Genomic DNA, 20,777 nt, shown 5'->3' on the forward strand with positions numbered 1-20,777 from the left:
TGCGCAAAAGAAAACCCCCGACCAGTCCAGAGGACCGATCGGGGGTTTCGAGGCTAAACCTTACAAAGGCCTAAGCCATATCCTAGAACGGGATATCGTCATCAAAGCTGTCGAAATCCGGAGCCGGCTGAGGAGCGGCCTGCTGTGGAGCCGGACGCGACTGTTGCGGTGCCGACTGCTGCGGACGCGGCGCCTGCTGTTGGCGTGGAGCCGGAGCGGACTGCTGGTAGTTGTTGCCCCCGCCTTGTTGGTCGCCCTGCTGTGGACGGCCGCCCAGCAGTTGCATGGTGCCTTGCATGTCGACCACGATTTCAGTGGTGTAACGCTTGATACCGTCTTTTTCCCACTCGCGGGTCTGCAGCTTGCCTTCGATGTAGACCTGCGAACCTTTACGCAGGTATTCGCCAGCGATTTCCGCCACTTTGCCGAACATCGACACACGGTGCCATTCGGTCTTCTCGACCTTCTGACCGGTCTGCTTGTCGGTCCACTGTTCGCTGGTCGCCAGACTCAGGTTGGTCACGGCGTTACCGTTAGGCAAGTAGCGAACTTCGGGATCCTGGCCGCAAGTGCCGACCAATATGACTTTGTTAACCCCACGGGCCATAACGTTCTCCTAGGCTACGCACGCTGCCTCGGGCGGGTTGTTCACCAGGCGCTCGAGGGTAGTGCGATCCAATAGTTCTGTGTCCAATTTGATGTAAATCGCTGCTTCATCAGCAACGATTACCGCATCTGTTACCCCTACGACGGCCTTCAGGCGCTCAACCAGACCCGCTTCGCGGATCGCCTCGGGCGACAACGGCAAGCGCAGGCTCGTGACATAAGGTGGTTCGCGCATGGTAACAGCAAAGGCCAGCCAGAGGGCAGCCAGGCCGGCGCATCCGAGGAAGACAACCGACAGACCGCCATGCTGGAACATCCAGCCGCCGAGGATCCCGCCCAGTGCCGATCCGAGGAACTGACTGGTGGAATAAACCCCCATCGCCGTGCCCTTGCCGCCCGCCGGTGAAACCTTGCTGATCAGCGATGGCAACGAAGCTTCCAGCAAGTTGAACGCGGTAAAGAACACCACCGTCCCGATCACCAGAGCCCGCAAGCTATCGCCGAACTGCCAGAAGAATAGCTCAGTGAGCATCAGCGTCAGCACTGCGCCCAATAAAACTCGTTTCATTTTGCGTTTCTTCTCGCCGTAGATAATGAACGGGATCATGGCGAAGAAGGAAATCAGCAGCGCGGTCAGGTAGACCCACCAGTGCTGCTCTTTGGGCAGCCCGGCTTTTTCGACCAGGGCCAGCGGCAATGCAACGAAGCTCGACATCAACATCGCGTGCAACACAAAAATACCCAGGTCCAGGCGCAGCAGGTCCGGGTGCTTGAGCGTCGGCATCAGTGCCTGGCGCGCGACGCCGGATTCGCGGTGCTGCAACGGCCCGGTGGAACGCGGCACCATGAACATCACGATCACGATACCCACCAGCGCCATGCCACCGGTGGCGAGGAACAACCCGGACAGCCCGAAGGCGCGAGTCAGCAATGGTCCTACCACCATGGCGACCGCGAACGACAGACCAATCGTCATGCCGATCATGGCCATGGCTTTGGTCCGATGCTGTTCGCGGGTCAGGTCTGACAGCAATGCCATCACAGCTGCGGAAATCGCCCCGGCGCCTTGCAGGATTCGTCCGGCGATAACGCCCCAGATCGAATCGGCGTTCGCCGCCAGCACACTGCCGAGGGCGAACACGATCAGCCCCAGGTAAATCACCGGGCGGCGCCCGATGCGGTCGGAAATGAAGCCGAACGGAATCTGAAAAATCGCCTGGGTCAGGCCGTAAGCGCCAATCGCCAGCCCGATGAGGGCCGGGGTCGCTCCTGCCAGATCCATCCCATAGGTCGCCAGTACCGGCAACACCATGAACATGCCAAGCATACGGAACGCGAACACGAGGGCCAGACCGCTTGCTGCGCGGGTCTCACTGCCACTCATGCGTTCGCTGTGGGGATCGTGCATGGAAAAACCTCATGTGAACCGGCGGCGATTCTACCAGTCCCATCGATTGACAGGGTATATCGCGACGCTTTGACGCGTTCCGCTGACAGACTCTTCATGTACGACAGTAAACCACTCGTTTGATAGTGTGCATCCATCCAGTATTTGGCCGTATACTCCTACGTTTTCGACGCCCGCCGAGCGAGGCCACTTTGGACAAGATCCTGATTCGTGGGGCCCGAACCCACAACCTGAAGAACATCGACCTGACCCTGCCACGGGACAAACTGATCGTCATCACCGGCTTGTCCGGATCCGGCAAATCGTCCCTGGCGTTCGACACGCTGTACGCCGAAGGCCAGCGCCGCTATGTCGAGTCGCTGTCGGCCTATGCCCGGCAGTTTTTGTCGATGATGGAAAAGCCTGACGTCGACACCATTGAAGGTTTGTCGCCAGCCATTTCCATCGAACAGAAGTCGACCTCGCACAACCCGCGTTCGACGGTCGGCACCATCACCGAAATCTACGACTACCTGCGCCTGCTCTACGCTCGCGTCGGTATTCCGCGCTGCCCGGATCACGACATTCCGCTGGAAGCGCAGACCGTCAGCCAGATGGTCGACCTGGTCCTCGCCCAACCGGAGGGCAGCAAACTGATGCTGCTGGCGCCAGTGATCCGCGAGCGCAAAGGCGAACACCTTTCGGTCTTCGAAGAGTTGCGCGCCCAGGGCTTTGTCCGGGCCCGGGTCAACGGCAGGATCTGCGAACTGGACGAACTGCCGAAGCTGGACAAGCAAAAGAAGCATTCGATTGACGTCATCGTCGACCGCTTCAAGGTCCGCGCCGATCTGCAACAGCGTCTGGCCGAATCCTTCGAGACTGCGCTGAAACTGGCGGACGGCATTGCCCTGGTCGCACCGATGGACGACGAACCCGGCGAAGAGATGATCTTCTCTGCGCGCTTCGCCTGCCCGATCTGCGGTCACGCGATCAGCGAGCTGGAACCCAAGCTGTTCTCCTTCAACAACCCGGCCGGCGCCTGCCCGACGTGCGATGGTCTGGGTGTGAAGCAATTCTTCGACATCAAGCGACTGGTCAATGGCGAACTGACCCTGGCCGAAGGTGCGATTCGCGGCTGGGACAGGCGAAACGTCTATTACTTCCAGATGCTCGGATCGCTGGCGGCGCACTACAAGTTCAGCCTCGAAGTACCGTTCAACGAACTGCCGGCCGAGCAGCAGAAATTCATCCTGCACGGCAGCGGTTCCCAGAACGTCGATTTCAAATACCTGAATGACCGTGGCGACATCGTCAAACGTTCGCACCCGTTCGAAGGCATCGTGCCAAACCTGGAACGTCGCTACCGCGAAACCGAATCGGCTTCTGTACGTGAAGAGCTGGCCAAGTTCCTCAGCACCCAGCATTGCCCGGATTGCCGTGGCACCCGCCTGCGTCGCGAGGCGCGGCATGTCTGGGTCGGCGAGAAGACTCTGCCGGCGGTAACCAATCTGCCGATTGGCGATGCATGCGAATACTTCGGCGTGCTGAAGCTGACCGGGCGTCGCGGTGAAATTGCCGACAAGATCCTCAAGGAAATCCGCGAGCGCCTGCAGTTCCTGGTCAACGTCGGCCTCGACTATCTGTCGCTGGATCGCAGTGCCGACACGTTGTCCGGTGGCGAGGCGCAGCGGATTCGTCTGGCCAGTCAGATTGGTGCCGGTCTGGTGGGCGTTCTATACATCCTCGATGAACCGTCGATTGGTCTGCACCAACGCGACAACGACCGTTTGCTCGGCACGCTCAAGCACCTGCGCGACATCGGCAACACGGTGATCGTGGTCGAACACGATGAAGATGCCATTCGCCTGGCTGACTATGTCGTGGATATCGGCCCGGGTGCCGGCGTGCACGGGGGGCATATCGTCGCTGAAGGTACGCCAGCGGAAGTTATGGCTCACCCTGACTCGCTGACCGGCAAGTACTTGTCGGGTCGGGTGAAGATTGCCGTTCCAGCCAAACGCACACCGCGTAACAAGAAGTTGTCGCTGTCCCTCAAGGGCGCTCGCGGCAACAACTTGCGCAACGTCGATCTGGAGATTCCGATTGGCCTGCTGACCTGCGTTACCGGCGTCTCCGGTTCGGGCAAGTCGACGCTGATCAACAACACGCTGTTTCCCTTGAGCGCGACGGCACTCAACGGTGCAACAACGCTTGAGGCTGCGGCTCACGACAGCATCAAAGGGCTGGAGCACCTGGACAAGGTCGTCGACATCGACCAGAGCCCGATCGGCCGTACGCCACGCTCCAACCCGGCGACGTACACCGGGCTGTTCACGCCGATTCGCGAACTGTTCGCCGGCGTGCCGGAATCCCGTTCCCGCGGTTACGGGCCGGGACGTTTCTCCTTCAACGTGAAGGGCGGACGCTGCGAGGCCTGCCAGGGCGATGGCCTGATCAAGGTTGAAATGCACTTCCTGCCGGACATCTATGTTCCGTGCGACGTCTGCAAGAGCAAGCGCTACAACCGCGAAACGCTGGAGATCAAGTACAAGGGCAAGAGCATCCACGAAACCCTCGAGATGACCATCGAGGAAGCCCGGGTGTTCTTCGACGCGGTGCCGGCACTGGCACGCAAGCTTCAGACGTTGATGGATGTCGGCCTGTCGTACATCAAGCTGGGGCAATCGGCGACCACGCTGTCTGGTGGTGAAGCGCAGCGAGTGAAATTGTCCCGCGAGCTGTCCAAGCGCGATACCGGCAAGACGCTGTACATCCTCGATGAGCCAACCACCGGTTTGCACTTCGCGGATATTCAGCAACTGCTCGACGTGCTGCATCGACTGCGCGACCACGGCAACACCGTGGTGGTGATCGAGCACAACCTGGACGTGATCAAGACTGCTGACTGGTTGGTGGATCTGGGGCCGGAAGGTGGCTCAAAAGGCGGGCAGATCATTGCCGTCGGTACGCCGGAAGAAGTCTCCGAGATGAAGCAGTCTCATACCGGTTTCTATCTCAAACCGCTGCTGGCTCGCGACAGGGACTGAATCAAGCCCATGAAAAAGCCCCTGTCACTTTGTCGGTGACAGGGGCTTTTTCGTTGACACTGTAGGAGCACAGCTTGCTGGCGATGGCGATATCAAGGAAGCCTTCGCCAGCAAGCTGTGCTCCTACGGTTCAATGTCAGGTGTGAGATTGCAGGTAATTTTCCAGACCGATCAACTTGATCAGACCCAACTGCTTCTCGAGCCAGTAGGTGTGGTCTTCTTCGGTATCGTTCAGTTGAATGCGCAGCATCTCGCGGCTGACGTAGTCTTTGTGCTGCTCGCAGAGTTCGATGCCCTTGCAGAGCGCGGCGCGGACTTTGTATTCCAGTCGCAGGTCGGCAGCTAGCATGTCAGGAACCGTGGTGCCGACATCAAGATCGTCCGGACGCATGCGTGGCGTGCCTTCGAGCATCAGAATTCGGCGCATCAGCGCATCGGCGTGCCCCGCTTCCTCTTCCATCTCGTGGTTGATTCGTTCGTAGAGCTTGGTGAATCCCCAGTCCTCATACATCCGCGAGTGAACGAAATATTGATCACGCGCGGCCAGTTCGCCGGTCAGCAACGTGTTGAGGTAATCGATTACGTCTGGGTGGCCTTGCATCGCCCTACATCTCCCTGCTTGAAAGTCTGTAGTTTGAACCACAGCGACTGTTTGGTCACTTGGTTTGCGCGATAAAAGCGAAGATATTCTGAGAAAAGTAGTTTAAATAGCGCAAAAACCGCCCTAATGAGGGCGGTTCTGCTTCTCGTTTAGACTTCGTTAATCTGTACGTTGAGCGCCTTTGCGATTGCGTCTCCATAAGCCGGGTCGGCCTTGAAGAAATGCTGCAATTGGCGATCCACTACATCAGCGGAGACCCCTGCCATCGCGCCCGCAATATTGTTGGTCAGCAGTTTTTTCTGCTCATCACTCATCAAACGGAACAACGCACCTGCGTGGCTGTAGTAGTCCGTGTCTTCGCGATGATCGTAACGATCAGCCGCACCGCTCAATGCCAAAGCAGGCTCAGCATAACGAGGCGCCTGTTTTGGCGACTCTACGTAACTGTTCGGCTCGTAGTTCGGCGCTGCACCACCATTGCTGCCAAATGCCATGGAGCCATCACGCTGGTAGCTGTTGACCGGGCTGCGCGGCGCATTCACCGGCAGTTGCTGATGGTTGGTACCAACACGGTAGCGGTGCGCATCGGCGTAAGCGAACACTCGCCCTTGCAGCATGCGGTCTGGCGACAGGCCGACACCTGGCACCATATTGCTCGGACCGAACGCCGCTTGTTCAACTTCCGCGAAGTAGTTCTGCGGATTGCGGTTGAGCTCGAGCTCACCCACTTCGATCAGTGGGAACTCTTTTTGCGACCAGGTCTTGGTCACATCGAAAGGGTTCTCGTAATGCGCCGCAGCCTGGGCCTCGGTCATGATCTGAATGCATACACGCCATTTTGGAAAGTCGCCACGCTCAATCGCTTCGAACAAGTCGCGCTGTGCGTAATCCGGATCGGTGCCCGCAAGGCGAGCAGCTTCTGCCGGCGCCAGGTTCTTGATCCCTTGCTGGGTCTTGTAATGCCACTTCACCCAGTGACGCCCGCCGCTGGCACTGATCAGGCTGTAAGTGTGGCTGCCGAAGCCGTGCATGTGACGGTAGCCGTCAGGGATGCCACGGTCCGAAAACAGGATGGTGACCTGGTGCAGCGCCTCAGGCGAGTGCGACCAGAAGTCCCACATCATCTGCGCACTTTTCAGGTTGCTTTGTGGCAGGCGTTTTTGGGTGTGGATAAAGTCCGGAAACTTGAGCGGATCGCGAATGAAGAACACTGGAGTGTTGTTGCCAACGATGTCCCAGTTGCCTTCTTCGGTGTAGAACTTCAGGGCGAAGCCACGCGGATCGCGTTCTGTGTCGGCCGAGCCGCGCTCACCGCCCACGGTGGAAAACCGCAGAAACGTTGGGGTCTGCTTGCCGACGGATTCGAACAGTTTGGCGCTGGTGTACTCAGTGATATCGCGCGTCACGGTGAACGTACCGTAAGCACCCGAGCCCTTGGCGTGTACGCGGCGCTCAGGAATGTTTTCACGGTTGAAGTGGGCAAGCTTCTCGATCAGGTGGAAGTCGTCGAGCAGCAATGGGCCACGAGGGCCGGCGGAGCGGGAATTCTGGTTGTCGGCGACAGGAGCGCCACTGGCGGTGGTAAGTATTTTATTTTGGCTCATGCGATCTCTTCCTCTGTCAGTCTTGAACTGCCGGCTAATCGGCTGAGAGGGAGTATTGATCACCAACGTTACACCTACAAATTCATTAACTTGTAAGCGTCGATAGAAAATTACTAACGTAGAGCCTACTTTTCAGACGCCCACAAAAAACCGGGCACTAGGCCCGGTTCTTCGTTTCAGACTGACGTCTTACTCAGCGGATACAGCTTCACCGCCGGTAGCACGATCAACCAACTCGACGTACGCCATAGGCGCGTTGTCGCCAGTGCGGAAGCCGCACTTGAGGATGCGCAGGTAGCCACCCTCACGGGTAGCGTAACGCTTGCCCAGGTCGTTGAAGAGCTTACCAACGATAGCTTTCGAACGAGTACGGTCGAAAGCCAGACGGCGGTTAGCCAGGCTGTCTGTCTTGGCCAAAGTGATCAGCGGCTCAGCAACGCGACGCAGTTCTTTAGCTTTCGGCAGTGTAGTTTTGATCAGCTCGTGCTCGAACAGCGACACTGCCATGTTTTGGAACATGGCCTTGCGGTGCGAGCTAGTGCGGCTCAGGTGACGACCACTTTTACGATGACGCATGGTTCATTCCTTACCAAACACGACGTTCGGTGATTACGACGATCAGGCAGTCGCCTTGTCGTCCTTCTTAAGACTTGCAGGCGGCCAGTTGTCGAGGCGCATGCCGAGGGACAGACCGCGGGAGGCCAGAACGTCCTTGATTTCAGTCAAGGATTTCTTGCCAAGGTTCGGAGTCTTCAACAGCTCTACTTCGGTACGCTGAATCAGGTCACCGATGTAGTAGATGTTTTCCGCCTTAAGGCAGTTAGCCGAACGTACAGTCAGTTCCAGATCGTCAACCGGGCGAAGCAGGATCGGATCGATCTCGTCTTCCTGCTCGACAACCACTGGCTCACTGTCACCTTTGAGGTCGACGAACGCAGCCAACTGCTGTTGCAGAATGGTTGCAGCGCGACGGATAGCCTCTTCAGGATCCAGAGTACCGTTGGTTTCCAGATCAATAACCAGCTTGTCCAGGTTAGTACGCTGCTCGACACGGGCGTTTTCCACCACGTATGCGATACGGCGAACCGGGCTGAACGAAGAGTCAAGCTGCAAGCGACCGATGCTGCGGCTTTCGTCTTCATCGCTCTGACGCGAGTCTGCCGGTTCATAACCACGACCACGAGCTACGGTGAGCTTCATGTTCAGGGCGCCGTTAGACGCCAGGTTAGCGATTACGTGATCGGGGTTAACGATCTCGACATCATGATCCAGCTGAATATCGGCAGCGGTAACCACCCCCGAACCCTTCTTCGACAAGGTCAGCGTAACTTCGTCACGACCGTGCAGCTTGATAGCCAGACCTTTAAGGTTCAACAGGATTTCAATTACGTCTTCCTGTACGCCTTCGATTGCGCTGTACTCATGGAGTACACCGTCAATCTCGGCCTCGACTACTGCACAGCCGGGCATTGAGGACAACAGGATGCGGCGCAGCGCGTTGCCCAGGGTGTGGCCGAAACCACGCTCGAGAGGCTCGAGAGTGATCTTGGCGCGGGTTGGACTGACAACCTGCACATCAATATGGCGGGGTGTCAGGAACTCATTTACCGAAATCTGCATGGATGCACCTATTTTCTAGCCCTTACTTGGAGTAGAGCTCGACAATCAGGCTTTCGTTGATGTCGGCGGACAGATCACTGCGAGCTGGAACGTTCTTGAAAACGCCCGACTTCTTCTCAGTGTCTACTTCTACCCATTCTACGCGGCCACGTTGGGCACACAGATCGAGAGCTTGGACAATGCGAAGTTGGTTCTTTGCTTTCTCGCGAATCGCGACCACGTCACCAGCACGAACCTGGTAAGACGGTACGTTTACGGTCTGGCCGTTAACGCTGACGGATTTGTGCGATACCAGCTGACGGGATTCGGCACGAGTAGAGCCAAAACCCATACGGTATACAACGTTGTCCAGACGGCATTCGAGCAGTTGCAGCAGGTTTTCACCGGTTGCACCTTTCTTGCCAGCAGCTTCTTTGTAGTAGCCGCTGAATTGACGCTCGAGAACGCCGTAGATACGACGGACCTTCTGCTTTTCACGCAGTTGGGTGCCGTAATCGGACTGGCGACCGCGGCGTTGGCCGTGGATACCAGGTGCTGCTTCAATGTTGCACTTCGATTCGATCGCGCGCACGCCGCTCTTCAGAAAGAGATCGGTGCCTTCGCGACGAGCGAGTTTGCATTTTGGACCAATGTAACGAGCCATTCTTTACAATCTCCTGGATTACACGCGGCGCTTCTTCGGCGGACGGCACCCGTTGTGCGGGATTGGCGTCACGTCGGTGATGCTGGCGATCTTGTAGCCACAGCCGTTCAAAGCGCGGACTGCAGATTCACGACCTGGGCCTGGACCTTTGACGTTAACGTCGAGGTTTTTCAGACCGTATTCCAGCGCAGCTTGGCCAGCACGTTCAGCAGCTACTTGAGCAGCAAACGGGGTGGACTTGCGGGAACCGCGGAAACCCGAACCACCGGAGGTAGCCCAGGAAAGAGCGTTGCCTTGACGGTCGGTGATGGTCACGATTGTGTTGTTAAAAGAAGCATGGATGTGGGCGATGCCATCAACCACTGTCTTTTTAACTTTTTTACGAGGACGAGCAGCAGGTTTAGCCATGATTAATTTCCTGTCGATTCGCTGGGGCGATTACTTGCGGATCGGCTTACGCGGACCTTTACGGGTACGCGCGTTAGTCTTGGTACGCTGACCGCGTACTGGAAGACCACGACGATGACGCAGACCGCGATAGCAACCGAGGTCCATCAAACGCTTGATTTTCATGTTGATTTCGCGACGCAGGTCACCTTCAGTGGTGAACTTCGCCACTTCGCCACGCAGCTGTTCAATCTGCTCGTCGCTCAGATCCTTGATCTTTGCGGCTGGGTTTACCCCAGTCACTGCACAGATCTTCTGTGCAGTAGTGCGACCAACACCATAGATGTAGGTCAGCGAGATAACAGTATGCTTGTTATCTGGAATGTTAACGCCTGCAATACGGGCCATTCAGTGGGACTCCAATTGACAGCTACCTACGCCCCGGAAGCCAAGAAATAGGGCGCGAGATAATATCGCTGTAATAACAAATAATCAACCCGGTAGCGCACTAGCTACCGGGCTTGAAGCACAATCACACTCAGCCTTGGCGCTGTTTGTGACGCGGTTCCGCGCTGCAAATTACTCGAACAACACCTTCGCGGCGAATAATCTTGCAGTTACGGCACAGCTTTTTCACCGATGCACGAACTTTCATCACCAACTCCTCGAACCTTATGGGTACTCAGCGCAACATGCCGCTGCCGTAACCCTTCAGGTTGGCTTTCTTCATCAGGGATTCGTACTGGTGCGAAACGAGGTGCGATTGTACTTGGGACATGAAGTCCATCACAACCACGACGACGATCAGCAACGAGGTCCCGCCAAGGTAGAACGGTACGTTTGCCGCAACCACCAGGAACTGGGGAAGCAGACACACGGCCGTCATGTAAAGAGCACCGAACATGGTCAAGCGAGTCAGAACGCCATCAATGTAGCGCGCAGACTGCTCACCTGGACGGATGCCCGGAATAAAGGCACCGGACTTCTTCAGGTTTTCCGCTACGTCTTTCGGATTGAACATCAACGCCGTATAGAAGAAGCAGAAGAAAATAATCCCTGCACTAAACAGCAGAATATTCAACGGCTGACCAGGAGCGATCGACTGCGAGATGTCCTGCAACCAGCCCATACCTTCAGACTGGCCGAACCAGGCACCCAACGAAGCCGGGAACAGCAAAATGCTGCTCGCGAAAATGGCCGGAATAACACCGGCCATGTTCACCTTCAGCGGCAAGTGGCTAGTCTGCGCAGCGAAGACCTTACGGCCCTGCTGACGCTTGGCGTAGTGAACAGCAATACGACGCTGACCACGCTCAATGAACACCACGAAACCGATAATCGCTACTGCCAGCAAACCGATGGCAACCAGGGCGAAGATGTTGATATCACCCTGACGTGCAGACTCGAAAGACTGCCCGATCGCTCTCGGAAGACCGGCGACGATACCCGAAAAAATCAACATCGAGATACCGTTGCCAACACCACGCTCAGTAATCTGCTCACCCAGCCACATCATGAACATCGCACCAGCCACAAATGTGGATACCGCGACGAAATGGAAGCCAAAGTCACCAGTGAACGCAACGCCCTGCCCTGCCAGACCAATGGACATGCCAATTGCCTGAACAAGAGCGAGAACGACAGTGCCGTAGCGGGTGTACTGGCTGATCTTGCGACGGCCAGCTTCACCTTCCTTCTTCAACTGCTCCAGCTGCGGGCTGACGGCGGTCATCAGCTGCATGATGATCGATGCCGAAATGTACGGCATGATCCCCAATGCAAAGATGCTCATCCGTTCCAGCGCGCCGCCGGAAAACATGTTGAACAAGCTAAGAATGGTCCCCTCATTCTGTCGAAACAGGTCCGCGAGTCGGTCCGGGTTGATACCTGGAACCGGGATGTGTGCGCCTATTCGGTAGACGATAATCGCCAGGAACAGAAAACGCAGACGAGCCCAGAGTTCAGACATACCGCCTTTGCCGAGCGCAGAGAGAGCACCTTGCTTAGCCATTTATTCCTCGAACTTGCCGCCAGCTGCTTCGATAGCCGCACGCGCACCTTTGGTGGCGCCGATTCCCTTTCCGATGGTAACAGCGCGAGTCACTTCACCGGACAGCATGATTTTCACACGCTGTACGTTGACGTTGATCACGTTGGCATCTTTCAAGGACTGCACGGTGACGATGTCGCCTTCCACTTTAGCCAGCTCGGACAAACGCACTTCTGCGCGATCCATGGCTTTCAGGGAAACGAAACCGAACTTCGGCAGGCGACGATGCAGCGGCTGTTGACCGCCTTCAAAGCCTGGAGCAATGGTGCCACCGGAGCGGGAGGACTGACCTTTGTGGCCACGGCCACCGGTCTTACCCAAACCACTACCGATACCACGGCCCGGACGATGCTTTTCGCGACGGGAACCCGGCGCTGGACTCAGATCATTGAGTTTCATCGATTAACCCTCGACACGCAGCATGTAGTAAGCCTTGTTGATCATCCCGCGATTCTCGGGAGTATCAAGTACTTCTACAGTGTGACCGATGCGACGCAGACCCAGACCCTTAACGCACAGTTTGTGGTTAGGGATGCGGCCGGTCATGCTTTTGATCAGCGTAACTTTAACGGTAGCCATGATCAGAAGATCTCCTTGACGCTTTTGCCACGCTTGGCGGCAATGGATTCAGGAGACTGCATAGCCTTCAAACCTTTGAAAGTGGCGTGAACCACGTTTACCGGGTTAGTCGAGCCGTAGCACTTGGCCAGAACGTTCTGAACGCCAGCAACTTCGAGGACAGCACGCATAGCGCCGCCAGCGATGATACCGGTACCTTCAGAAGCAGGCTGCATGTACACCTTCGAAGCGCCGTGACCGGACTTCATTGCGTACTGCAGAGTGGTGCCGTTCAGGTCAACTTGGATCATGTTGCGGCGAGCAGCTTCCATTGCCTTCTGGATCGCAGCAGGCACTTCACGTGACTTGCCACGGCCGAAGCCAACACGCCCTTTACCATCACCAACCACGGTCAACGCGGTGAAAGTGAAGATACGGCCGCCTTTAACGGTTTTGGCTACGCGGTTAACTTGAACCAGCTTCTCGATGTAGCCTTCGTCGCGCTTTTGGTCGTTATTTGACATAACTTAGAACTCCAGCCCAGCTTCACGAGCAGCATCAGCCAGCGCCTTGACGCGGCCGTGGTACTTGAAGCCAGAGCGGTCGAAAGCCACCTGCGAGACGCCAGCGGCTTTAGCACGCGTAGCGACCAGCTGGCCAACCTTAGTGGCCGCGTCGATGTTGCCAGTGGCGCCATCACGCAGTTCTTTATCCAAAGTCGAGGCAGATGCCAGGACTTTGTTGCCGTCGGCCGAAATGACCTGGGCGTAGATGTGCTGCGACGAGCGGAACACGCAGAGACGCACGACTTCGAGTTCGTGCATTTTCAGGCGTGCTTTGCGAGCGCGACGCAGTCGAGTAACTTTTTTGTCGGTCATTTGCTATGCCCTACTTCTTCTTGGCTTCTTTACGACGGACGACTTCGTCCGCGTAGCGCACACCTTTGCCTTTGTACGGCTCTGGTGGACGGAAGTCGCGGATCTCGGCGGCCACTTGACCTACCAGCTGCTTATCGATGCCCTTGATCAGGATATCGGTCTGGCTAGGAGTCTCAGCGGTGATGCCTTCCGGCAGTTCATAATCCACTGGGTGCGAGAAGCCAAGAGCCAGGTTCAGCACTGTGCCTTTTGCTTGCGCTTTGTAACCAACACCGACCAGCTGGAGCTTACGCTCGAAGCCTTGGCTTACGCCTTGGACCATGTTGTTTACCAACGCACGAGTGGTACCAGCCATTGCGCGAGTTTGTTGATCGCCATTGCGAGCAGCGAAACGCAGCTCACCAGCTTCTTCAACGATCTCAACGGACGAATGGATGTTCAGTTCGAGAGTGCCCTTGGCACCCTTCACCGAAAGCTGTTGGCCTGCGAATTTGACTTCGACGCCGGCTGGCAGCTTAACGGGGTTCTTAGCGACGCGTGACATGCTTATCCCCCCTTAGAACACAGTGCAAAGAACTTCGCCGCCGACACCGGCAGCGCGCGCAGCACGATCCGTCATCACACCTTTGTTGGTGGAGACGATAGACACACCGAGACCGCCACGAACTTTTGGCAGATCATCGACGGACTTGTACTGACGCAGGCCTGGACGGCTAACGCGCTTCACTTCCTCGATGACCGGACGGCCTTCGAAGTACTTCAGCTCGATGGACAGCAGTGGCTTGATTTCGCTGCTGATCTGATAACCCGCAATGTAACCTTCGTCCTTCAGGACTTTGGCAACAGCTACCTTCAAAGTAGAAGATGGCATGCTTACGACGGACTTTTCAGCCATCTGGGCATTACGGATTCGAGTTAGCATGTCCGCTAACGGGTCCTGCATACTCATGGGCTAGACGCTCCTAATACACAAAAAATTAGCCTTGCGGCTACTACGTGTCGCCGAGGACATCCGTGCAAAAAAAGCACGGGCTCAGGCGAGCCGGGTATTCTAGACACACCCCACAAATGAATCAAGCCCCAAAAGGGGCTTGATTCAAGTTCAAGGTCACCGGCGGTCAGGATCTTGCGATCCCGAACACCGAGACTTTGATAGTGCTTACCAGCTGGCTTTAACCAGACCAGGTACGTCACCACGCATTGCAGCTTCACGCAGTTTGTTACGGCCGAGGCCGAACTTGCGGTAAACGCCGTGTGGACGACCGGTCAGGCGGCAGCGGTTACGCATGCGCGAAGCGCTTGCGTCACGTGGCTGCTTTTGCAGAGCTACTGTAGCTTCCCAACGCGCTTCTGGACTTGCGTTCAGATCAACGATGATAGCTTTCAGTGCTGCACGCTTTTTGGCGTACTTGGCAACCGTGAGCTGACGCTTCAGCTCGCGGTTTTTCATGCTCATCTTGGCCATTTTCCTACTCCAATCAGTTGCGGAACGGGAATTTGAAAGCACGCAACAGGGCGCGACCTTCATCATCGTTCTTGGCAGTGGTGGTCAGGGTAATGTCCAGACCGCGGAGAGCATCGATCTTGTCGTAGTCGATTTCCGGGAAGATGATCTGCTCTTTAACGCCCATGCTGTAGTTACCACGACCATCGAAGGACTTGGCATTCAGGCCGCGGAAGTCGCGAACCCGAGGCAGGGAGATCGACAGCAGACGATCCAGGAACTCGTACATACGCTCACGGCGCAGGGTCACTTTGACGCCGATCGGCCAACCTTCACGGACTTTAAAGCCAGCGATGGATTTCCGAGCGTAAGTCACAACGACTTTCTGGCCGGTGATCTTTTCCAGGTCAGCAACAGCGTGCTCGATGACTTTTTTGTCACCGACTGCTTCGCCCAGACCCATGTTCAGGGTGATTTTGGTAACGCGTGGAACTTCCATCACGTTCGAAAGCTTAAGTTCTTCCTTAAGCTTCGGTGCGATTTCTTTCCAGTAAATCTCTTTTAGTCGTGCCATGGTCTCATCTACCTAGCAGTGTTCAAGCATCAACCGCTTTTTGGGTCGACTTGAAGACACGAATTTTCTTGCCGTCTTCTACTTTGAAACCAACGCGATCAGCCTTGTTGGTTTCGCCGTTGAAAATGGCTACGTTAGAAGCGTCCAGTGGAGCTTCTTTCTCGACGATACCGCCTTGTACGCCCGACATCGGGTTAGGCTTGGTATGACGCTTGACCAGGTTCAGACCACCGATAACCAGACGGTTATTAGCGAGAACCTTAAGCACCTTACCGCGCTTACCTTTGTCTTTGCCGGCGATCACGATGATCTCGTCGTCACGACGAATCTTTTGCATGTCGGATCTCCTTACAGCACTTCTGGGGCGAGCGAGACGATCTTCATGAACTTCTCAGTACGAAGTTCACGGGTCACTGGCCCAAAGATACGGGTGCCGATCGGCTCTTGCTTGTTGTTCAGAAGAACAGCAGCGTTGCCATCAAAGCGGATAATGGAGCCATCAGCACGACGAACGCCGTGACGAGTGCGGACTACAACAGCAGTCATCACTTGGCCTTTTTTCACTTTACCGCGAGGAATTGCTTCCTTCACGGTAACTTTGATGATGTCACCGATACCAGCGTAACGACGATGGGAGCCACCCAGCACCTTGATGCACATAACGCGGCGAGCGCCGCTGTTATCGGCCACATCGAGCATGGATTGAGTCTGAATCATATAATTTCTCCGACCCCTAGTCCTTAGACTTCCACAGCGCGTTCGAGAACATCAACCAGCGCCCAAGACTTGGTCTTGGCCAAAGGACGAGTTTCACGAATAGTGACTTTGTCGCCGATGTGGCACTGATTGGTTTCGTCGTGCGCGTGCAGCTTAGTCGAACGCTTAACGTATTTACCGTAGATCGGGTGCTTAACGCGACGCTCGATCAGAACGGTGATGGTCTTGTCCATTTTGTCGCTGACAACACGGCCAGTCAGCGTACGGACGGTTTTTTCGGCTTCAGCCATGATTACTTACCTGCCTGCTGTTTGAGCACAGTCTTCACGCGAGCGATGTCACGCTTAACTTGCCGGAGCAGGTGAGACTGCCCCAACTGGCCAGTTGCTTTCTGCATGCGCAGATTGAACTGGTCGCGCAGCAGGCCGAGCAGTTGCTCGTTAAGCTGCGGCGCGTCTTTTTCACGAAGTTCGTTCGCTTTCATCACATCACCGTCCGTTTAACGAAGGCAGTGGCGAGCGGCAGCTTTGCAGCAGCCAGGGCAAATGCCTCACGCGCCAGCTCTTCAGAAACACCCTCGATTTCATACAGGACTTTGCCTGGCTGAATCTGGGCAACCCAGTATTCCACGCTACCTTTACCTTTACCCATCCGAACTTCGAGTGGCTTCTTGGAAATAGGCTTGTCCGGGAATACACGGATCCAGATCTTGCCGCCACGTTTAACGTGACGGGTCAGAGCACGACGCGCTGACTCGATCTGACGAGCGGTGAGACGACCACGAGCTACAGACTTCAGCGCGAACTCGCCGAAGCTGACTTTGCTACCGCGCAATGCCAGGCCACGGTTGTGACCAGTCATCTGCTTGCGGAACTTCGTACGCTTTGGTTGCAACATTTGGCGTACCCCTTACTTAGCAGCTTTTTTACGAGGCGCTGGTGCTTGTGGTTTCAGTTCTTCTTGGCGACCACCAATTACTTCGCCTTTGAAGATCCAAACCTTTACACCGATCACACCGTAAGTGGTGTGAGCTTCGTAGTTGGCATAGTCGATGTCGGCACGCAGGGTGTGCAGTGGCACACGACCTTCGCGATACCATTCAGTACGTGCGATTTCAGCACCGCCGAGACGACCGCTCACTTGGATTTTGATGCCTTTGGCACCAATGCGCATGGCGTTCTGTACAGCGCGCTTCATAGCGCGACGGAACATTACGCGACGCTCCAGCTGCTGAGCTACGCTCTGCGCAACCAACATACCGTCGAGTTCCGGCTTGCGGATTTCTTCGATATTGATGTGCACAGGCACACCCATTTGCTTGGTCAGGTCCTGACGCAGTTTCTCAACATCTTCACCTTTCTTCCCGATAACGATACCTGGACGAGCGGTGTGGATGGTGATACGTGCAGTTTGGGCCGGACGATGGATATCGATACGGCTTACGGACGCGCTTTTTAGTTTGTCTTGGAGATACTCACGCACCTTCAGATCAGCGAACAAATAGTCCGCATAAGTCCGACCGTCTGCGTACCAGACGGAGGTGTGCTCCTTGACGATTCCCAGGCGAATGCCAATGGGATGTACTTTCTGACCCATCTCTTCGACTCCGTTACTTGTCAGCAACCTTGACAGTGATATGGCAAGACCGCTTGACGATGCGATCAGCACGGCCTTTGGCACGTGGCATGATTCGCTTCAGCGAACGCCCTTCGTTGACGAAAACGGTGCTGACTTTAAGGTCATCAACGTCTGCGCCTTCGTTATGCTCGGCGTTGGCTACGGCCGACTCCAGCACTTTCTTCATGATCTCGGCGGCTTTCTTACTGCTGAAAGCCAACAAGTTGAGCGCTTCGCCCACCTTCTTCCCGCGGATCTGGTCGGCGACCAAGCGGGCTTTCTGGGCGGAGATTCGAGCGCCCGACAACTTAGCGGCTACTTCCATTTCCTAACCCCTTAACGCTTGGCTTTCTTGTCAGCCACGTGCCCACGATAAGTGCGGGTACCGGCGAACTCGCCCAGTTTGTGGCCGACCATGTCTTCGTTCACGAGAACTGGCACATGTTGACGACCGTTGTGTACTGCGATGGTCAGACCGACCATTTGTGGCAGGATCATCGAACGGCGCGACCAGGTTTTAACTGGTTTGCGATCGTTCTTTTCCGCCGCCACTTCGATCTTCTTCAGTAGGTGAAGATCGATAAAAGGACCTTTTTTCAGAGAACGTGGCACTGTCGTATCCCTCTATTTACTTGCGACGACGGACGATCATTTTGTCGGTACGCTTATTACCACGAGTCTTCGCGCCCTTAGTCGGGAAGCCCCATGGCGATACCGGATGACGACCACCAGAGGTACGACCTTCACCACCACCATGTGGGTGGTCAACCGGGTTCATGGCAACACCACGAACGGTTGGGCGAACGCCACGCCAGCGTTTGGCACCAGCTTTACCCAGCGAACGCAGGCTGTGCTCGGAGTTCGAGACTTCGCCCAAGGTCGCGCGGCATTCAGCCAGCACTTTACGCATCTCACCAGAACGCAGACGCAGGGTCACATAGACACCTTCACGAGCGATCAGCTGAGCCGAAGCACCAGCGGAACGAGCGATTTGCGCGCCTTTACCTGGCTTCAATTCGATGCCGTGTACGGTACTACCAACTGGAATGCTGCGCAGTTGCAACTGGTTGCCCGGCTTGATCGGAGCCAAAGCACCCGAAATCAGCTGGTCACCAGCGTTCACGCCTTTAGGGGCGATGATGTAACGGCGTTCGCCGTCTGCGTACAACATAAGAGCAATGTGAGCAGTACGGTTTGGATCGTATTCGATACGCTCGACAGTGGCTGGAATGCCATCTTTGTCGTTGCGACGGAAATCGACCAGACGATAATGCTGCTTATGGCCACCACCGATGTGACGAGTGGTAATACGACCATTGTTGTTACGACCACCAGACTTCGATTTCTTCTCGAGCAGCGGTGCGTGAGGAGCGCCTTTATGCAGCTCCTGGTTGACCACCTTGACCACATGACGGCGGCCAGGGGAAGTCGGTTTGCATTTAACGATTGCCATGATGCACCCCTTCCTTACTCAGCACTGCTGCTGAAATCGAGATCTTGGCCTGGCTGAAGGGAGATAACTGCCTTCTTCCAGTCATTACGCTTGCCCAGACCGCGAGCAGTGCGCTTGCTCTTACCCAGAACATTCAGGGTAGTAACACGCTCTACTTTCACGCTGAACAGGCTTTCGACGGCCTTCTTGATTTCCAGCTTGGTTGCGTCAGTGGCAACCTTGAAAACGAACTGGCCTTTCTTGTCTGCCAGAACCGTAGCCTTCTCGGAAACGTGCGGGCCAAGCAGAACTTTAAATACGCGTTCCTGGTTCATCCCAGCAGCTCCTCGAATTTCTTCACGGCCGACACGGTGATCAACACCTTGTCGTATGCGATCAGACTAACTGGATCGGAACCTTGCACATCACGTACATCTACGTGCGGCAGGTTGCGAGCAGCCAGGTACAGGTTCTGATCAACAGCGTCCGACACGATCAGAACGTCGGTCAGGCTCATGTTGTTCAGTTTGCCCAGCAGGTCTTTGGTTTTCGGCGTTTCAACGGCGAAATCCTGAACCACGACCAGACGATCAGTACGCACCAGCTCAGCAAGGATGGAACGCATTGCTGCGCGATACATCTTCTTGTTCAGCTTCTGGGAGTGATCCTGAGGACGAGCTGCGAAAGTGGTACCGCCGCCACGCCAGATTGGGCTACGGATAGTACCGGCACGAGCACGGCCAGTACCTTTCTGACGCCATGGGCGCTTACCGCCACCACGAACGTCGGAACGGGTCTTTTGCTGCTTGCTACCTTGACGGCCGCCGGCCATGTAGGCCACGACTGCTTGGTGAACCAGCGTCTCGTTGAATTCGCCGCCAAATGTCAGTTCGGAAACTTCGATCGCTTGAGCGTCATTTACATTTAATTGCATGTCAGCTTCCCCTTAACCGCGAGCCTTGGCTGCTGGACGTACAACCAAGTTGCCGCCAGTAGCGCCAGGAACAGCGCCCTTGACCAACAACAGATTGCGTTCAGCGTCCACGCGCACTACTTCGAGGGACTGCACGGTCACGCGCTCAGCGCCCATATGACCGGACATTTTTTTGCCCTTGAATACACGACCAGGAGTCTGGCACTGGCCGATAGAGCCTGGAACGCGGTGGGACACGGAGTTACCGTGGGTATTATCTTGCCCGCGGAAGTTCCAACGCTTGATCGTACCCTGGAAGCCTTTACCTTTGGACTGACCGGTTACATCAACCAGTTGACCAGCGGCGAAGATTTCAGCGTTGATCAGATCGCCGGCCTGGTACTCGCCTTCTTCAAGACGGAATTCCATTACGGTACGACCAGCGGCAACGTTCGCTTTAGCGAAGTGGCCAGCCTGAGCAGCTGTAACACGCGAAGCACGACGCTCGCCTACAGTGACTTGCACTGCACGATAGCCATCGGTCTCTTCAGTTTTGAACTGGGTGACGCGATTCGGCTCGATCTCAATGACCGTGACCGGAATGGAGACACCTTCTTCGGTGAAAATACGGGTCATACCGCATTTACGACCGACTACACCAATAGTCATGTTGTAAACCTCATGAGTGTACGGGGCTTT

General features: G+C 55.9%; 32 protein-coding genes. 1 reads left to right on the top strand and 31 read right to left on the bottom strand.

From position 1 onward, the window contains the following. Nucleotides 1-82: 82 nt before the first annotated feature. Together IB245_RS16480 and IB245_RS16485 are read right to left on the bottom strand one after the other, a co-directional pair. The gene (locus IB245_RS16480; protein ID WP_008041307.1) at nucleotides 83-607 is read right to left on the bottom strand and encodes a single-stranded DNA-binding protein; all 525 of its coding nucleotides are present in this window, start codon (nucleotides 605-607) and stop codon (nucleotides 83-85) included. A gap of 9 nt (nucleotides 608-616) precedes the next feature. Then, nucleotides 617-2,014 carry an MFS transporter gene (locus IB245_RS16485; protein ID WP_008030907.1) on the bottom strand — a complete coding sequence of 466 codons (1,398 nt, stop codon included), beginning with the start codon at nucleotides 2,012-2,014 and terminating at the stop codon, nucleotides 617-619. A 191-nt stretch (nucleotides 2,015-2,205) separates the two neighbouring features. Between IB245_RS16485 and uvrA the strand changes: the two genes are divergently transcribed. Further along, nucleotides 2,206-5,040, top strand: a complete 2,835-nt coding sequence (uvrA, locus tag IB245_RS16490) for an excinuclease ABC subunit UvrA (RefSeq protein ID WP_008041305.1) — start codon at nucleotides 2,206-2,208, stop codon at nucleotides 5,038-5,040. Between the two features lie 136 nt (nucleotides 5,041-5,176). Here the strand turns inward: uvrA and bfr are convergent, their stop codons facing one another. The 29 genes from bfr to rplC form a co-directional block, all read right to left on the bottom strand. After that, a complete protein-coding gene (gene bfr, locus IB245_RS16495) occupies nucleotides 5,177-5,641 on the bottom strand; it encodes a bacterioferritin (RefSeq protein WP_008030905.1) in 465 nt (154 codons plus the stop codon). Nucleotides 5,642-5,790: 149 nt separating this feature from the next. Then, the gene (locus tag IB245_RS16500) at nucleotides 5,791-7,245 is read right to left on the bottom strand and encodes a catalase (RefSeq protein ID WP_192228090.1); all 1,455 of its coding nucleotides are present in this window, start codon (nucleotides 7,243-7,245) and stop codon (nucleotides 5,791-5,793) included. Nucleotides 7,246-7,434: 189 nt separating this feature from the next. After that, entirely contained in the window at nucleotides 7,435-7,821 is a 387-nt protein-coding gene (gene rplQ / locus IB245_RS16505) for a 50S ribosomal protein L17 (protein WP_007943777.1), read from the bottom strand. A gap of 42 nt (nucleotides 7,822-7,863) precedes the next feature. Continuing rightward, entirely contained in the window at nucleotides 7,864-8,865 is a 1,002-nt protein-coding gene (locus tag IB245_RS16510) for a DNA-directed RNA polymerase subunit alpha (RefSeq protein WP_003186012.1), read from the bottom strand. Nucleotides 8,866-8,887: 22 nt separating this feature from the next. Then, the gene (gene rpsD / locus IB245_RS16515; RefSeq protein WP_003210056.1) at nucleotides 8,888-9,508 is read right to left on the bottom strand and encodes a 30S ribosomal protein S4; all 621 of its coding nucleotides are present in this window, start codon (nucleotides 9,506-9,508) and stop codon (nucleotides 8,888-8,890) included. An 18-nt stretch (nucleotides 9,509-9,526) separates the two neighbouring features. Then, on the bottom strand, nucleotides 9,527-9,916 hold the full coding sequence (gene rpsK / locus IB245_RS16520; protein ID WP_002555466.1) for a 30S ribosomal protein S11: 390 nt from the start codon (nucleotides 9,914-9,916) through the stop codon (nucleotides 9,527-9,529). A gap of 30 nt (nucleotides 9,917-9,946) precedes the next feature. Next, the gene (gene rpsM, locus IB245_RS16525; protein ID WP_003186020.1) at nucleotides 9,947-10,303 is read right to left on the bottom strand and encodes a 30S ribosomal protein S13; all 357 of its coding nucleotides are present in this window, start codon (nucleotides 10,301-10,303) and stop codon (nucleotides 9,947-9,949) included. 130 nt (nucleotides 10,304-10,433) lie between these two features. Beyond that, the gene (gene rpmJ / locus IB245_RS16530; protein WP_002555468.1) at nucleotides 10,434-10,550 is read right to left on the bottom strand and encodes a 50S ribosomal protein L36; all 117 of its coding nucleotides are present in this window, start codon (nucleotides 10,548-10,550) and stop codon (nucleotides 10,434-10,436) included. 27 nt (nucleotides 10,551-10,577) lie between these two features. Beyond that, nucleotides 10,578-11,906 carry a preprotein translocase subunit SecY gene (gene secY / locus IB245_RS16535; RefSeq protein WP_003228718.1) on the bottom strand — a complete coding sequence of 443 codons (1,329 nt, stop codon included), beginning with the start codon at nucleotides 11,904-11,906 and terminating at the stop codon, nucleotides 10,578-10,580. Next, nucleotides 11,907-12,344: a 50S ribosomal protein L15 gene (gene rplO / locus IB245_RS16540; protein WP_007896782.1), complete on the bottom strand. Its 438-nt coding sequence runs from the start codon at nucleotides 12,342-12,344 to the stop codon at nucleotides 11,907-11,909. Between the two features lie 3 nt (nucleotides 12,345-12,347). Beyond that, on the bottom strand, nucleotides 12,348-12,524 hold the full coding sequence (gene rpmD / locus IB245_RS16545) for a 50S ribosomal protein L30 (protein WP_003186033.1): 177 nt from the start codon (nucleotides 12,522-12,524) through the stop codon (nucleotides 12,348-12,350). 2 nt (nucleotides 12,525-12,526) lie between these two features. Beyond that, a complete protein-coding gene (rpsE, locus tag IB245_RS16550; protein WP_007943782.1) occupies nucleotides 12,527-13,027 on the bottom strand; it encodes a 30S ribosomal protein S5 in 501 nt (166 codons plus the stop codon). Between the two features lie 3 nt (nucleotides 13,028-13,030). Continuing rightward, nucleotides 13,031-13,381, bottom strand: a complete 351-nt coding sequence (gene rplR / locus IB245_RS16555; RefSeq protein ID WP_003186037.1) for a 50S ribosomal protein L18 — start codon at nucleotides 13,379-13,381, stop codon at nucleotides 13,031-13,033. A 10-nt stretch (nucleotides 13,382-13,391) separates the two neighbouring features. Next, nucleotides 13,392-13,925 carry a 50S ribosomal protein L6 gene (rplF, locus tag IB245_RS16560; RefSeq protein WP_003176412.1) on the bottom strand — a complete coding sequence of 178 codons (534 nt, stop codon included), beginning with the start codon at nucleotides 13,923-13,925 and terminating at the stop codon, nucleotides 13,392-13,394. A gap of 12 nt (nucleotides 13,926-13,937) precedes the next feature. Continuing rightward, the gene (rpsH, locus tag IB245_RS16565; RefSeq protein ID WP_003186040.1) at nucleotides 13,938-14,330 is read right to left on the bottom strand and encodes a 30S ribosomal protein S8; all 393 of its coding nucleotides are present in this window, start codon (nucleotides 14,328-14,330) and stop codon (nucleotides 13,938-13,940) included. A 210-nt stretch (nucleotides 14,331-14,540) separates the two neighbouring features. After that, on the bottom strand, nucleotides 14,541-14,846 hold the full coding sequence (gene rpsN, locus IB245_RS16570) for a 30S ribosomal protein S14 (protein ID WP_003176414.1): 306 nt from the start codon (nucleotides 14,844-14,846) through the stop codon (nucleotides 14,541-14,543). A 13-nt stretch (nucleotides 14,847-14,859) separates the two neighbouring features. Then, the gene (rplE, locus tag IB245_RS16575) at nucleotides 14,860-15,399 is read right to left on the bottom strand and encodes a 50S ribosomal protein L5 (protein WP_003176415.1); all 540 of its coding nucleotides are present in this window, start codon (nucleotides 15,397-15,399) and stop codon (nucleotides 14,860-14,862) included. A 22-nt stretch (nucleotides 15,400-15,421) separates the two neighbouring features. Then, a complete protein-coding gene (gene rplX, locus IB245_RS16580) occupies nucleotides 15,422-15,736 on the bottom strand; it encodes a 50S ribosomal protein L24 (RefSeq protein ID WP_003176416.1) in 315 nt (104 codons plus the stop codon). Nucleotides 15,737-15,747: 11 nt separating this feature from the next. Continuing rightward, a complete protein-coding gene (rplN, locus tag IB245_RS16585; protein WP_002555479.1) occupies nucleotides 15,748-16,116 on the bottom strand; it encodes a 50S ribosomal protein L14 in 369 nt (122 codons plus the stop codon). Between the two features lie 23 nt (nucleotides 16,117-16,139). Continuing rightward, complete coding sequence (rpsQ, locus tag IB245_RS16590) at nucleotides 16,140-16,406, bottom strand: 30S ribosomal protein S17 (protein WP_003176419.1); 267 nt, start codon at nucleotides 16,404-16,406, stop codon at nucleotides 16,140-16,142. 2 nt (nucleotides 16,407-16,408) lie between these two features. Continuing rightward, on the bottom strand, nucleotides 16,409-16,600 hold the full coding sequence (gene rpmC / locus IB245_RS16595) for a 50S ribosomal protein L29 (RefSeq protein ID WP_008030901.1): 192 nt from the start codon (nucleotides 16,598-16,600) through the stop codon (nucleotides 16,409-16,411). Then, a complete protein-coding gene (gene rplP / locus IB245_RS16600) occupies nucleotides 16,600-17,013 on the bottom strand; it encodes a 50S ribosomal protein L16 (RefSeq protein WP_008030899.1) in 414 nt (137 codons plus the stop codon). The genes rpmC and rplP overlap by 1 nt, the downstream gene beginning before the upstream one ends. A gap of 12 nt (nucleotides 17,014-17,025) precedes the next feature. After that, nucleotides 17,026-17,712 carry a 30S ribosomal protein S3 gene (gene rpsC, locus IB245_RS16605; RefSeq protein ID WP_003176422.1) on the bottom strand — a complete coding sequence of 229 codons (687 nt, stop codon included), beginning with the start codon at nucleotides 17,710-17,712 and terminating at the stop codon, nucleotides 17,026-17,028. 13 nt (nucleotides 17,713-17,725) lie between these two features. Further along, the gene (gene rplV / locus IB245_RS16610; protein WP_003103908.1) at nucleotides 17,726-18,058 is read right to left on the bottom strand and encodes a 50S ribosomal protein L22; all 333 of its coding nucleotides are present in this window, start codon (nucleotides 18,056-18,058) and stop codon (nucleotides 17,726-17,728) included. Nucleotides 18,059-18,069: 11 nt separating this feature from the next. After that, on the bottom strand, nucleotides 18,070-18,345 hold the full coding sequence (gene rpsS, locus IB245_RS16615) for a 30S ribosomal protein S19 (RefSeq protein WP_002555486.1): 276 nt from the start codon (nucleotides 18,343-18,345) through the stop codon (nucleotides 18,070-18,072). A 16-nt stretch (nucleotides 18,346-18,361) separates the two neighbouring features. After that, nucleotides 18,362-19,186 carry a 50S ribosomal protein L2 gene (rplB, locus tag IB245_RS16620; RefSeq protein ID WP_008030897.1) on the bottom strand — a complete coding sequence of 275 codons (825 nt, stop codon included), beginning with the start codon at nucleotides 19,184-19,186 and terminating at the stop codon, nucleotides 18,362-18,364. A gap of 14 nt (nucleotides 19,187-19,200) precedes the next feature. Next, complete coding sequence (gene rplW, locus IB245_RS16625; protein WP_002555488.1) at nucleotides 19,201-19,500, bottom strand: 50S ribosomal protein L23; 300 nt, start codon at nucleotides 19,498-19,500, stop codon at nucleotides 19,201-19,203. Further along, nucleotides 19,497-20,099, bottom strand: a complete 603-nt coding sequence (gene rplD, locus IB245_RS16630) for a 50S ribosomal protein L4 (RefSeq protein WP_003228735.1) — start codon at nucleotides 20,097-20,099, stop codon at nucleotides 19,497-19,499. Before rplD ends, rplW begins: the two co-directional genes overlap by 4 nt. Before the next feature lie 12 nt (nucleotides 20,100-20,111). Continuing rightward, nucleotides 20,112-20,747 carry a 50S ribosomal protein L3 gene (rplC, locus tag IB245_RS16635; protein ID WP_003186059.1) on the bottom strand — a complete coding sequence of 212 codons (636 nt, stop codon included), beginning with the start codon at nucleotides 20,745-20,747 and terminating at the stop codon, nucleotides 20,112-20,114. Nucleotides 20,748-20,777: the final 30 nt, after the last annotated feature.

Source organism: Pseudomonas sp. PDM02 (assembly GCF_014852285.1).
GTDB lineage: Bacteria > Pseudomonadota > Gammaproteobacteria > Pseudomonadales > Pseudomonadaceae > Aquipseudomonas > Aquipseudomonas migulae.